The organism is Sorangium sp. So ce321 (assembly GCF_051530195.1).
Classification (GTDB): domain Bacteria; phylum Myxococcota_A; class Polyangia; order Polyangiales; family Polyangiaceae; genus Sorangium.
Window position 1 is genome coordinate 8,422,058 of sequence record NZ_CP150329.1, and the last position, 13,130, is coordinate 8,435,187.

At 70.5% G+C, this 13,130-nt stretch carries 10 protein-coding genes and 2 pseudogenes; 5 read left to right on the top strand and 7 right to left on the bottom strand.

Annotation, left to right across the window (positions count from 1 at the left end):
* Positions 1 to 5: 5 nt before the first annotated feature.
* Positions 6 to 893 (top strand): SDR family oxidoreductase, encoded by an 888-nt coding sequence (locus WME89_RS31030; protein ID WP_438003290.1) that lies wholly within the window; start codon positions 6 to 8, stop codon positions 891 to 893.
* A gap of 55 nt (positions 894 to 948) precedes the next feature.
* Here WME89_RS31030 and WME89_RS31035 read toward each other — a convergent pair whose 3' ends face one another.
* The 3 genes from WME89_RS31035 to WME89_RS31045 form a co-directional block, all read right to left on the bottom strand.
* Positions 949 to 1,887 carry a sterol desaturase family protein gene (locus WME89_RS31035; protein ID WP_438003291.1) on the bottom strand — a complete coding sequence of 313 codons (939 nt, stop codon included), beginning with the start codon at positions 1,885 to 1,887 and terminating at the stop codon, positions 949 to 951.
* A 345-nt stretch (positions 1,888 to 2,232) separates the two neighbouring features.
* Complete coding sequence (locus WME89_RS31040) at positions 2,233 to 2,595, bottom strand: transposase (RefSeq protein WP_438003292.1); 363 nt, start codon at positions 2,593 to 2,595, stop codon at positions 2,233 to 2,235.
* Complete coding sequence (locus WME89_RS31045) at positions 2,595 to 5,990, bottom strand: protein kinase domain-containing protein (protein WP_438003293.1); 3,396 nt, start codon at positions 5,988 to 5,990, stop codon at positions 2,595 to 2,597. Before WME89_RS31045 ends, WME89_RS31040 begins: the two co-directional genes overlap by 1 nt.
* 175 nt (positions 5,991 to 6,165) lie before the next feature.
* On the opposite strand from WME89_RS31045, the gene WME89_RS31050 reads away from it, so the two are divergent.
* Positions 6,166 to 6,327: a hypothetical protein gene (locus WME89_RS31050; protein WP_438003294.1), complete on the top strand. Its 162-nt coding sequence runs from the start codon at positions 6,166 to 6,168 to the stop codon at positions 6,325 to 6,327.
* Between the two features lie 226 nt (positions 6,328 to 6,553).
* On the opposite strand, the gene WME89_RS31055 is transcribed toward WME89_RS31050, so the two are convergent.
* From WME89_RS31055 to WME89_RS31070, 4 genes and pseudogenes are all read right to left on the bottom strand, one after another.
* Complete coding sequence (locus WME89_RS31055; protein ID WP_438003295.1) at positions 6,554 to 8,398, bottom strand: IgGFc-binding protein; 1,845 nt, start codon at positions 8,396 to 8,398, stop codon at positions 6,554 to 6,556.
* Positions 8,399 to 8,671: 273 nt separating this feature from the next.
* Positions 8,672 to 9,328, bottom strand: a complete 657-nt coding sequence (locus WME89_RS31060) for an MEDS domain-containing protein (RefSeq protein ID WP_438003296.1) — start codon at positions 9,326 to 9,328, stop codon at positions 8,672 to 8,674.
* 239 nt (positions 9,329 to 9,567) lie between these two features.
* A pseudogene (locus WME89_RS31065) lies at positions 9,568 to 9,891 on the bottom strand (VOC family protein); the annotation flags it as partial.
* Positions 9,892 to 9,964: 73 nt separating this feature from the next.
* Positions 9,965 to 10,858: a LysR family transcriptional regulator gene (locus WME89_RS31070; RefSeq protein ID WP_438003297.1), complete on the bottom strand. Its 894-nt coding sequence runs from the start codon at positions 10,856 to 10,858 to the stop codon at positions 9,965 to 9,967.
* Positions 10,859 to 10,961: 103 nt separating this feature from the next.
* On the opposite strand from WME89_RS31070, the gene WME89_RS31075 reads away from it, so the two are divergent.
* The 3 genes and pseudogenes from WME89_RS31075 (at position 10,962) to WME89_RS31085 (ending at position 13,075) form a co-directional block, all read left to right on the top strand.
* On the top strand, positions 10,962 to 11,831 hold the full coding sequence (locus tag WME89_RS31075) for an NmrA/HSCARG family protein (protein ID WP_438011994.1): 870 nt from the start codon (positions 10,962 to 10,964) through the stop codon (positions 11,829 to 11,831).
* A gap of 41 nt (positions 11,832 to 11,872) precedes the next feature.
* Positions 11,873 to 12,346, top strand: a complete 474-nt coding sequence (locus WME89_RS31080) for an AtaL-like protein (RefSeq protein WP_438003298.1) — start codon at positions 11,873 to 11,875, stop codon at positions 12,344 to 12,346.
* A gap of 67 nt (positions 12,347 to 12,413) precedes the next feature.
* Positions 12,414 to 13,075: pseudogene (locus tag WME89_RS31085) on the top strand (NAD(P)-dependent oxidoreductase).
* Positions 13,076 to 13,130: the final 55 nt, after the last annotated feature.

The following is a 13,130-nucleotide window of genomic DNA, read 5'->3' on the forward strand; positions in this document are numbered from 1 at the left end:
CTTCTATGCGTGTCTTCCTCACTGGAGCCAGCGGCTTCATCGGCTCAGCCATCGTCCCCGAGCTCGTCCGCGCCGGCCACCGCGTGCTGGGGCTCGCGCGCTCCGACGCGTCCGCCGAGAAACTCGCCGCCGCCGGCGTCGACGTGCACCGCGGCACGCTCACGGATCTCGACAGCCTCCGCCGCGGCGCCGCCGCCTGCGACGGGGTGATCCACTGCGCGTTCTCCCACGACGACTTCAACGACTACGCCCGCAACTGCGAGAAGGACCGCGGCGCGATCGAGGCGCTCGGCAGCGCGCTCGCAGGCTCCGAGCGCCCGCTCGTCATCACCGCCGCCACCGCGCGCTTCACGCCGGGCCGCGTCGGCACCGAGGACGAGACGCCCGACGCGTCGACAGGCGGCCTGCGGGCCGCCTCCGAGCAGCTCGCCTTCTCGTTCGCGAGCCGCGGTGTGCGCGTGTCCTCGCTGCGGCTGCCGCCATCTGTCCACGGGGATGGTGACTACGGGTTCGTCCCGATGCTGATCGACATCGCGCGCAAGACAGGGCGCTCCGGGTACATCGGTGACGGCGCAAACCGGTGGCCCGCCGTGCATCTGCTCGACGCCGCGCGGCTGTTCCTCCTCGCGCTCGAGAAGGCGCCGGCCGGCGCGCGGCTCCACGCTGTCGGCGACGAGGGGATCCCGACCCGCGACATCGCCGGCGTGATCGGTCGCAAGCTCGGCCTGCCGGTCGAGCCGGTCCCGAAGGAGCACTTCGGCTGGCTCGGCGGGTTCTTCGCGCTCGACACCCCCGCGACGAGCGCGCTCACGCAGGCGCGGTTCGGCTGGAAGCCCGAGCAGCCGGGCCTGCTCGCCGACATGGAGCACGGCACGTACTTCGCGCGCGCATAGCTGGGTACGGCGATTGCGCTGTTCGCGTGAGGCGGCGGCGCTCGTCGCGCCGGGATCACGGCCTGGGGGACGGGGCCGAGTACACGGGCCGGATGGGAAACAGGAGCTGCTGCCCGAGCCCCAGCGACGCGCCGGGCGCGACCCCGGTCGACGCGATGTGGCCGGGCTCTCGGAGCGTGCCGAAGAGGCGATCCCAGAGGCTCATGCAGCAGCCGTAGTTGGTGTTCTGCTCCTCATGGACGACCGAGTGGTGCTGCAGGTGGTACTGGCCCGTTTGCAGGATCCACCCGGTCGCCCGGTGCTTCAGCGGCAGGTTGCAGTGCGTGAAGTGGATCTGTATCCAGATCATGAACGTGAGGCAGCCGATCTCCTCCGGGCCGGCGCCGAGGCTCATCAGGATGGGTATCGGGAGGAGCAAGATCAAGAACTCGAAGGGGTGGTTCACCGCCGCCTTGATCGAGTACATCTCCGTCGGCGAGTGGTGCACGCCATGAGCGGTCACGCGCCACACGGCTCCCCACCGGTGTTGTGCGCGATGGAACCAGTACGAGATGAAGTCCGCGATGAGCCAGGCCAGGCAGAGCTTCGCCACGACGGGCCAGCTGCTCGGCCATAGCTCCGGCAGCCCCAGGCGCTCTCGCGCGCCGATCAGCCTCGGCGTGAGCGCCCGGTCATAGAACGTGGCGACGGCGGCTCCCCAGACGAAGAAATATCCCACCATCCAGAACGCGAAATTGATAGCGGCCTGCTTGAAGCTCGACAGCGGCCTCCACTCCCGCCTCGCGGGCATGAGCTGCTCCAGCGCGGCCATGAGGAAGGTGAAGCCGATCCCGATCGGCAGAAACAGCTCCGGGCTCCGGTGGAGGTAGTGGCAGGCCAGCAGGGCCAGGAGGATGATCGTGGGGTGAAAGGCGTACGCGAACGCCGTCTTGAGCAGCGATCGCCCGGAGCCGTCCTCTCCGGTGTCAGGCGCTGCAGTCGTCGTGGCGTGCATGAGCTTACCTCGGTCAGCGTGCGTGGACAGTGTGCGTGGAACAGCCTGGGTGTGAGGGGCGAAGAGGCCTCCGGAGCGTCGAGCAGGGTCATCAACGCTCAGCCCAAAATGCCTGTGCCCTGATCTAGACATGTCGGCGGCGCGCATCGTCAAGCACATTCTCGGGGGACACGCCGTTTTATCGCCCTTCTCCGCACAATCGCTGGCTGTCGACTTCGTTCTGGTATCGGGGGTCAGAAGTCCCGCCAGCAAGACCGGTCGATGGCGAGCGGTCGCCGAAAACAGCAGTAAGTTCCATGGTTTCCGCCCGTTTCGCCGCCGAGGCCGAGGACGGCTCCGGTCGGCTCAACGACTAGACGTTTGGGGGACTGCGCCGGAGCATCGGTGGCGGCGGTGTCCCGGCGCAGTCCCCCAAACAAGCTCCTCTGCGGAGAGCGTCACGGTCTTGTCTCCGCGGGGCCGGAAGCACACGCCGCGCTCATCCATCGACCGCATCCGGTGATTGGACAGCCCGACACGGTGGGTAGAACGACCGAGGTAGGCAAAGACCGGCTCGGGCCCAGCGAAGGGTGGCTCGGCGTGGACCGCCCAGGGCTTGCGGTAGAGAGCGTCGAGGAGCGCAGCGAAGGCAGCGGGGTTGGCCAGCGCGAGGTGCCGCGCGCCGACCTGCACCGGGTACGCTGCGCTCCTCGCGGCGACGCAGCGCATCACTCCGAGAGCGCCGCCGCCATCGCCGCGTCGAGCCCGGCGCCGCGGCCTTCCGCGATGAGCGCGTCATGCGCGGGATCGCCCAGCGCCGCGCGCGCAGCCTCGACGCACGCCGCGAGCGCAGGTTGCTCGACGGGCGGCACCGGCGTGCCGAGCGCCTCGCGCAGCGCCGCCGCGCCGCCGAGGAGGCGGGCGGCGCGCTCCGCCTTCCCCGCCCGCACCGCCGCGCACGCGAGCGCCTCGATGACGCTCGCCGAGCGCCAGAGATCGCCGAGCTCCCGGTGCAGACGGAGGCTCGCGCGGAGGTGCCGCCCGGCGACGCGAACGTCGCCACGCTCGATCGCGATCAGGCCCAGGATGTTGCTCGTCCAGGCGATCCCCTCCTTGAACTTCACCTTCCTCGACAGGCCCTCGCTCTCCTCGCAGAGGCGGACCGCCTCGCGGAGATCCCCGCGGTAAAATGCCGTGCACCCGAGGTACAGCAGCGCCGTCGCGGTCCCCTCGCGATCGCCCGCGCGGCGGAGCTCCGCGAGCGCGAGCCGGCACGCGCTCTCCGCGCGCGCGGTGTCGCCCGAGAGCCACGCCGCGAAGCCCGAGTAGCCGAGCGCGCGCGCCGCCTCGACCGTGTCGCCGCGCCGGGTGGCCAGCGCGAGGCTCTCGCCGTGCAGCGAGAGAGCGCGCTCGTAGTCGCCCTGCTCGCGCGCGACGCTGCCGAGGATCTGGATCACCGAGACGAGCCCGCGCTCGTCCCCGAGGTCGCGGTAGAGCGCCGCGCCCCGCTCGAGCAGCGCGCGCGCCTCGCGGTAGTCGCACTGGAGCAGCGCGAGCGTCCCCGCTCCCAGGAGCGCCGGCGTCACGAGCTCGGGCGCGACGCCCGCCGCGCCCGCGAGCGCCCGGTCGAGCCACGCGCGCCCCTCCTGGTAGTGCCCGTGGATGTGCCAGAACCGCGCCAGCGCCGCGGCGAGGCGCACCGCGACGCCCGCGTCGCCGTTGCCCCCCTCGAGCGCGAGCGCGAGCGCGAGGCGGAGGTTGTCGTGCTCAAGCTCGAACTCCGCGAGCCCGGCGGCCTGCTCGGGCCCGCTGAGCGCCTCGGCCGCGCGCTCGGCGAGCGCCAGCGAGAGCTCGACGAAGCGCCGGTGGCACGACGCGGCGGCGCCCTCCTGCTCGAGCCGCTCGAGGCCGTACTCGCGCAGGATCGCGAGCATCTGGAACCGGGGCTCCTCGCCCGCGACCGGGAGCAGCAGGCTCTTGTCGACCAGCGACTCGAGGATCCCGAACGTGTCGAGCGCCGGGTCGCGGAAGGCGCACATCCCGTCCGCCGCGGGCAGCGAGAAGCTGCCCGGGAACACCGCGAGCGTGCGGAACACGAGCTGCTCCTCCGGCTCGAGCAGGCCGTAGCTCCAGTCGATGGCGGCGCGCATCGTCTGCTGGCGCTCGGGCAGATCGCGCGCGCCGCCGGTGAGCAGGCGGAACGAGCCCGCGAGCGCCGAGGCGCGCCCGGTCGACCCGCGGTCGCGCAGGCGCGCGAGCAGCGCCGCGGGGGTGAGGGCCCGCAGGCGCGACGCGGCGAGCTCGATGGCGAGCGGCAATCCGTCGAGGCGCGCGCAGATCTCCACGACCTCGGCGACGTTGCCGGGGCCGAGCTGGAACCCGGGCTTCATCGCGGAGGCGCGGCGGCAGAACAGGCTCACCGCCGCGCTCGCCTGCGCGGTATCGACCGTGACCTCGCGCGGCTCCGGCAGCGACAGCGGCGGCACCACGTAGCGCCGCTCGCCCGAGAGGTTCAGCACCGCGCGGCTCGTCACGAGCAGCGACAGGCGCGGGCAGCTCGCGGCGAGGTGCGCGACGACCGGCGCGGCGGCCATCAGGTGCTCGATGTTGTCGAGCAGGAGCAGCAGGCGGCGGTCGCGGAGGAAGTGGACGACGCGCTCCAGATCCGGCCGCGCGCCGTCCTCGCCGAGGCAGAGCGCCTGCGCGATCGCCGAGGGCACGAGCGCCGGATCGCGCAGCGACGCGAGCGGCACGAAGCAGACGCCGTCGGGGAAGGCCGAGACGAGGTCTTCCGCGACCTGGAGCGCGAGCCGGGTCTTGCCGGTGCCGCCGACGCCGGTGAGCGTGAGCAGGCCCGCGTCCGGGTCGAGCAGGAGCGCGGCGACCTCGGCGCGCTCGCGGGCGCGGCCCACGAAGGTCGTGCGCTGGACCGGCAGGTTGTGACGCGGCCGCTCGGGCGGGGGCGGGATGCTGAACGGCGGTGGCGAGCTGAGCGGCGATGGCGAGCTGAGCGGCGATGACGAGCTGAGCGGCGATGACGAGCCGAGCGGGGGCGATGCGCCGAGCGCCGGTGAGGTCCCGGGCGGCGGCGAGCGGTGATCTGGGCCGCGGGGGGCGGTGTGGGGGACGGCCTGCGAGGGGACCTCGATCGTGAGCGCGCACTCGATGGTCCTGGAGCTGAGCATGCTCGCCGGCGCGCGGCCTTCGGCCGACTCCGGCCCCTCGGCGCCAGGCGGCCCGGCGGGCGCGCTGTGCCCCTCGAGCGCGGCGCGCAGCGCGCGGCTCTGCTCGCGGACCGAGGGGAAGCGCTGGGCCGGATCGCGGTCGCACGACCGCAGGAACCAGGCGTCGAACGCGGGCGGGAGCCACCGCCAGCGCGTCGACGGCGCGTAGAGCTGCATGACCAAGAGCGCCGCCATCAGCTCGGCCATGCTGTTCGAGGTCCAGTAGATGTCGCCGGTCAGGAGGCGCACGGCGATGAGCCCGATCGCCCACACGTCCGCCGCGGGGCCGACCAGGTCCGGGCGCCCGCGCGCCTGCTCGGGCGCCATGTAGAGGGGCGTGCCGAGGGTCGCGCCCATGGAAGTGAGCCCGCCCGACACGCCGAGCCCGCCGGGGGCGAGCTCCTTGACCAGCCCGAGATCGAGGATCTTCACGCGCTCCCGCCCATCCTCGCCCACCGCAAGGAAGAGGTTCGCGGGCTTGAGATCACGGTGGGACAGGCCCTGCGCGTGGGCGAGCTCGAGCGCCTCGGCGACCTCGCCGAGGCAGCGCTGCACCTCGCCGGGCGAGCGCATGCCGTACGTGGTGACGAGGTGCTCGAAGTCGTGGCCCCGGAGCAGCTCCATCACCATGAAGGGCGCGTCGTTGAGCTCGCGGGCGACGCCGGCGTCGAGTATGCGCACGAACCCGGGAGCGTCGAGGAGCCTCATGGCCCGGATCTCCCGCTCGAAGCGCGCGGCCGCCGGGCCGGTTCCATCCGGCCAGAGCAGGACCTTCACCGCGACCTGGCCGCCGCCTTCGAGGTCGTCCGCCACGTGGACCACGCCCGACCCGCCGCGGCCGATCTCGTGCAGGAGACGGTAGCGGCCGCTGAGGACGAGATGGCTAGCCTGGTGGAGCATGGGGCGGTGGCGGCTGCAGTGGACTCGTGAGAGGCCGGAGCAAGGGCGGCCTGGGCAGCTTACCACGGGGGGCCCTCCGTCCCGCCCTCGACCGGCTCCGTTCCAGGAGGGTGTGTCCGCGAGCGGAGAGAATGCATGTCCATGACGTTTAACAACGAGGTCGCGCTCGCTGGTAGTGAGCGGCAGCTCGGGAATCGGGCCGGGCGCGGCGCTCGCGCTCGCCGCGGCCGGCGCGAAGGTGGTCGTGGCCGCCCGCCGTGAAGCGGAGTGCCGCGAGCTGGTGGACGAGGGAAGGCCCGCGGCGGCGCGGCCGCCTTCGCGCGCGTCGATGTCCTGATCCCCGACCGTCGCGGAGGCCGCGGCGCGCCGGGGTCGCCTGGACTGCGCGGTCAACTCGGCCGGTATCAACGAGGATGTCATGCCGCTCGCCGGCGCCGCCGTGTTTGAGCAGCTGGCGAATCTCCGGCCTTCTCTCGAACCAGCCCCATGAAGGCCCCGACCCGACCCCATCTCGACGGATCGCGCCGTCGCCGCCGCGACTTCGTTCCTCGGGCGACGAGGTACTACCGCGGGACCGGCGGGACCACGACGTCGTTGATGCTCGCGACGTTGCCGCCGGCGGGGTAGCCATAGGAAGCGTAGAAGTCGGTGCCCCAGACGGTGATGCCGAAGGCGCCCGCGCTGCTCGCCTCGTGCTGGCTCGTCTCGCACGCGGGGGTCGCGCCCACGAAGCCCCGGCTGAGATCCACGTGGGCCACCTCGAAGTCCCCGGCGGTCCCGACGGGCTGCCACCCGGTCACCGGGCCGAGGCAGCTCAGGTGCACCTCCGCGAAGCCGTCCGGGCCGCGGACGCGGGTGATCACCAGGTTGGTCGTGCCGTAGGTGGGATCGGTGAAGAACACATAGCGCTCGAGGAACTGCTCGGGCGGGAGCTGGACGACCCACTCCTCGTCCCCGAGCGCGCACCGCTGGCCAGGGAGCGGGATCTCCTCCACGCAGCCGGGGCGCGTGACGGCGGGAGCGCCGGGCATGTACTGCGTGAGCAGGAAGGGGTGCTCGTCGTCCTGCGAGCGCACCGAGAACAGCGAGGTCGTCTCGAGCTCCCTGACCTCGCCCGCGTCCAGGGTCGTCGGCGCCTCCTCGGGCGGCGTCGGATCCCAGGCGAGCGTCGTGCCGTTCGCCACGCCGAGCAGGCGGTAGACGACGCTCTCGGGCTCCTTGTCGCGCAGCCGCGAGACGACGCCCGCGCCGACGTACTCGCTGCCGAGGGCGCTGATCGGCGCGATCTGCTGGTGGGCGGCGTCCTGCCCGCCCGCGCCCGGCGAGGTGGCGGTGGCCACTTCCAGGTTGGTGCTGCCGGTCCAGACGCCGACGGGCTTGGTCGACCGGAGCACCGCGCCGCTCGGGTCCGCGCCCATCCACTGCGCCACCTCGCCGGCGCCGAGCGTGAGCTGCGTGGCGACGCCGGCCGGGGCGAGCGGGACGCCGGCGCCGCCGGGCAGGGACGCGCGGGGGACGAGATCGACGGTGGTGTCGTCCTCGGCGGCGACGACGCTCATCCACAGGACCCCGGCGCCCCGCGCGTGCGGCGCGAGGACCTGGTAGCTGGTCCCCCACGTGCTGCGCGGGAGCAGGAGCGACGCGCTCGGGAGGAAGCTGGCCGCCCCGCCATAAGGCAGGATGTCGTACGCGGAAACGGGCGTGTCCGACGCGACCTCGAAGGCGAGGCCGGCGCCGCTGTCGTGGACGGCGACGTCGGCGAGCACGGCGGGCGGCCGCGGGCACTCGAGGGTGCCGTACCTGGTCCCCGCCCCCGGCTGGTGAGAGAGGAACAGCACCGCCACCTCGCCGGGCGGGATCCCCGCCTCGGGCAGCGGCGTGTACGTGGTGCTCGGGCCGATGCCGCCCGGGAGGTAGGCGAAGTCGGCCGGATCGAGCGCCTCGCCGCCGAGCTCGACACGGAGCCTGGCGTGGCGAGCCCAGGTGTTCGCGAGGAAGACAGCGTGGCACGCGCCGCTGTAGCCGGAGCTGACCAGCTCGTTCCCGAAGAACGGCGGCGACGGCGCGAGGTAGTCGCAACCGATGGAGCCGCCCGCCTTCTCCGCTGCGTCGCAGGCGGGGATACACTGCCCCTGGTAACACCCCAGCTCGGGCGGGCACGCCGCGACGACATTCCCCTCGTCGTCGAGGACCTCTCTCATGTCCGCGGAGCAGGCGCTCCCGGTCCCGCCGCTGCCGCGCCCGCCGCCGAGATCCATGCCATCGGGCTCCGAGGCGCCCGCCCCTGTCGCGCCGGCGCCGGACGCCGCGGGAGGCACCTTGTGCGGGTCCGGCGCGGCGGGGCAAGCGGCCGCGAGCAAGGCAGGGGGCAGCAGCGCGAAAAGCAGGTGGATGTGGGAGACGCTCATCTCCCGAGGTCATCGTGCTGCCGGGGACCTGTCAAGCGCTGCCCGGCCGAGAGCCGGTGGCGGGCTCGACAGCGCCGTCAAGCTTCTTGGTGGGCTCAGGACAGGCATGCTGGAGGGTGGTTCCAGCTAGTTTCGCGTGTCAGAAACCCCGTCAGAAGAACGGGTCGATAACGAGCGCATGGCCCCCCAGGGGAGTCAAGGGACGTCGAGCGCCGCAGCGCGCCGCGCCGCGGGCGTCTGCGGCGTGACGCGGACCAGCGGGAAGCGTGAGGCTCAGCTCTCGCTCGCGAGCGGCGCCGGCGACGACCGCCGCAACGCGAGCTTGTGCAGGAACGTCACCGGGTCGAGGTAGTACGGATTCTCGTGCACGTGGCCGCCGATGATCACGTGTGAGTGCGTGGCGAGCACATCGGCGATCACCCGGCCGCTGAAGCGATTGACATCGTAGCAGCAAAGAAGCGTGCAGTCGTGCTTGGGGGCCAGCGTGTTCACCTTTGCTTCGTAGACCATCAGGTCATCGGTGCCCGGCAGGTTCTTCAGCGCCCATTCCATGTCGCCGCAGGTGCGAACGGACTTGAACTCGCCTTCGGCTGCGCCCTTGAGCACGCCCTCGAGGGTCGAGTACATGCGGTCCACGACGAAGACGTTGTCCTGGATGTACGTCTCCTCGGAAGGCACGACCTTGAGCTGGCCACGCTGAATCGCATCCTGCACGGGCACGCCGCCGTTTCGCATCCGTTCCACATGGTCGTCATGCGCGCTCGACTCAAGGATGGTCACCACCTCGTCGCCGACGTCGATGCCTTCCCGGAAGTACGGATTGAGGATGTCGTACATCTCCTTGCGCGAATCGAAGAACGCGCAGATGTGCTGCAGGCCATGCAGCTCCTTGCCGCAGAGACTCACTTTTCGGGTACTTACCTGCGCCATGCTGCACTCCTGGAACGCGTACGTCTACCGCCGACGCACCATAGCATGCCGGCGACGAATCGTGCGAGCGTGCAGGTGCCGGGCTCGTCAGTCTCCGGGCGGATACCGAGCTCCGCAGGGCAGGCTCCTCGGGAGACCGCGCCGAGAGCTCCCGGCTCTGCCGGGGACCGTCGCGCCCGGTCCGTGTAGGCGATCGTGCTGTTCAGCGCGTTCTCCGCCTGACTCGAGTCGAGCCGGGCAATGACGAAAGCTGCATAGTAGCTCGCGTGGTAGTTCGGGCGCAGACCAGGCGCGCCATTGTCTTTGCCACCCGCCTCCAGAGCCGCGCGATGGAAAGCTTGGAATTGCTGGCGATTCTCGGCCGTGAACGCCAAGTGAAGATGCGCCGGCTTCTCCTCGGTCTGGTACAGGCACAATGAAGCCTCACCCTTTGCGCTGAGCTCGACACCGTACGTCGGCGGCCCCTCCGAGACGACAGCTACGCCGAGCGGCTCGAGCGCCTTGAGGAAGAACGCTTTGCTCGCTGCATAGTCGCTGACTCCGAATTTAACGTGATCGAACATGAGTTCTCCTGAAGTGTGTGGACCTGCGCGAGGCCTAAGTGCCGTAGCGTAGAAGCCAGCGGGGTTGGCCGCCTCATGCCCGGACATAGGCCGCCAGCTCGTCAGGCGTTCCCATAGGAAAGGCTTCCTTCAAATAGTCGAGGAAGGCGGATACACGAGCGCTCAGCAGCCGCCGGGACGGATAGAGCGTCCACAGGACGATGTCTGGGCCGTCCACATCGCCCCAATGCACCAGAGCTCCAGCGGCCAGATCGTGACTGACAAGTGAGATTGGGAGGCGTCCGGCGCCGACGCCCGCTCGGACAGCATCGCGGACCATGACGAGCGACGATAGGCGCAGGACTGGATCGACCATGATGCGTGATCTCCCAGCTGGCGCCATGACATCCCAGGCTGCAGTCCGGTCGCCTGCCCCCCGCACGACGGCCGGAACAGCGAGATTGTCCGCCGGTCGAGCGAGGCCCGGGCTCGCGACGACGACGAGCCGATCGCGCAGCAAGATCCGTCCGACAAGGCTCTCATCCGGAGCCGGATTGACCCGGATCACCAGGTCATAACCTTCCTCTACCATGTCGACGGCCCGATCTTCCGTCGTGACCTCGAGCCGGACCTCCGGATATTTCAGCGCGAACCCGGCCGCGAGCTTACCCATCGCGATCTGCGAGAAGAGCAAAGGCGCGCTGATTCGCAGCTTGCCTCGCGGCCGGTCCCCACCCGAGGCGATCGCTGCCGCAGTCTCGTCGAGCTCGGTGAGCAATGCCCCCGTTCGCTCGAAGAGCGCCCGTCCCTCCTCGGTGAGCTTCAGCGTGCGCCCCCCGCGCTCGAAGAGCCGCAAGTCGAGGGCGGCCTCCAGCTCCGCGACCCGGCGGGACAGGGTCGCTTTCGGGCGCCCAGCGGCGCGTGCGGCTCGTCCGAAGCCTCCGTGCCGGGCGACGAGGCTGAAGTCAGCGAGAGCAAGCAGATCCATGCGTTCCACCAGTGAGACGGTCTGTCCCAAGATAACGTCTATCGCCAGGAATGTACATCACCAATTTACACGGTGTCGTTTGACCCCAACCGGAGTGACCTCCATGACCATCCTCGTTACCGGCGCGACCGGCACAGTCGGCCGCCAAGTCGTCGAGCAGCTCGCGAAGCGCGGCGCCGACGTGCGCGCTCTCGTCCGCGATCCCGCCAAAGCTGACTTCCCGGCGGGCGTCGCCGTCGCGCAGGGCGACCTGCTCGACGTCGACTCGCTGCGGAGCGCCTTCTCGGGCGTCTCCACGCTCTTCCTGCTCAACGCCGTGGTGCCTGACGAATTCACCCAGGCCCTGATCGCGCTCAACGTCGCCCGCGCGGCCGGCGTCGAGCGTATCGTCTACCTGTCGGTGATCCACAGCGACCTCTACGTGAACGTGCCGCACTTCGCGGGCAAGTTCGCCGTCGAGCGCATGATCGAGCAGATGGGCTTGAGCGCCACCATCCTGCGTCCCGCGTACTTCATGAACAACGATCTCACGATCAAGGACGTGGTGACCGGATACGGCGTCTACCCGATGCCGATCGGCGGCAAGGGGCTCGCCATGATCGACGCGCGCGACATCGGCGAGATCGCGGCCATCGAGCTGCTCCGCCGCGAGCAGGCCGCCGCCCCGCTTCCCCTCGACCGGATCAACCTCGTCGGTCCCGACACGCTGACCGGCGCGGATGCCGCGGCCATCTGGACGGAGGTCCTGGGGCGCCCGATCGCCTATCCTGGCGATGACACCGCCGGGTTCGAGCAGAACCTCCGGCGGCTCATGCCGAGCTGGATGGCCTTCGACATGCGCCTGATGAGCGAGCGCTTCCTCACCGAGGGCATGCTCCCCGAGGCCGGCGATGTGGCGCGTCTCACCGCGCTCCTGGGACGTCCCCTGCGCTCCTACCGCAGCTTCGCCGCCGAGATCGCGACCTCGGCCTGACGGCCGAGCGAACCTCAACACTCACGACAAGGAACATCCTCATGATCTATTCGACCGCCACCGTCGCCGTGAACCCGGAAGGCGAGACCGCGCTGACCCGCGCGCAGGCATGGGAGGGCCTGGTCCTCAAGGCCCGCGACGCCCGCCTGTTCCTCCCGCCCGGCCTCTGCACCCGTTGCGACGTCGTCGAGGAGAGCGGTTCTCACATCGTGCGTGAAGCCACGATCGCAGGCGACGACCTGCGCGAGATCATCACGTTCGAGCCACAGAGCAAGGTGACTTTCTTCCAGGCCACCGGTCCCCGCGAGGGCGCGATCGTCAACGAGCTGTTCGAGGACGCCGACGGCACGCTCCAGCTCCGCTTCTACTGCTACCTCGGCCTGCGCGGCAAAGCGCCGAACGGCCCCGAGGAGCAGGCCGAGCAGGAGTGGATGAACAGCGACAAGGGCTACAAGAGCGCCTTGCTGTCGACGCTGAAGCGCACCCGCGAGCTGCTCGCGGAGGGCCGGCTCTGATCACCACGAGGGACATGAACGACGGGACTGCCTCTCGGGAGGCGTCCCGCTTTCCGAGGTAGCTGCCATGCAGAACTCCGTGACCGACGACACCCGGACTGCCCAACCGAAGATACTGGTCCTTGGAGCGACCGGCGCCACCGGCCGCCTGATCGTCAGCCAGGCGGTGGCGCGAGGGCACGATGTCACCGTGCTCGTGCGTTCTGCCGAGAAGGCGAGCGACCTCGAAAGCTCATCGTCGGAGACGCCCGCGACGAGAAGGTCCTGCGCCAGGCGCTCGAAGGCCGGGACGCCGTGGTCAGCGCGCTCGGCACACCCGCGAGCCCGTTCCGTGAGGTGACCCTTCTCTCGTCCGCGACGCGCGCGCTCGTGAGCGCGATGAAGATCGAGCACGTCCCACGTCTGGTCTGCATCACGGGGATTGGCGCCGGTGACAGCGCTGGGCACGGCGGCTTTCTCTTCGATAACCTGATTTTCCCGCTTCTCTTGCGCAAGGTGTACACCGACAAGGATCGGCAGGAGACCATCGTCAGAGAGAGCGGGCTCGACTGGGTTCTCGTTCGCCCCTCGGTCCTCAACGACAAGCCCAGCCGCAACGCAGTCCGCGCGCTCACGGATCTCTCCGGCTTCCACGGCGGAACCATATCGCGAGCAGATGTCGCGAGCTTTGTCCTGGACCAGGTGCGCGACGACGCCTGGGTGCGTCGTTCCCCGCTGATCACCTGGTGAAAGCAACTCAGCCGCGAGCCGCTGCCGAGCGTCGGCGTGCTCGCGGGCGCTGATG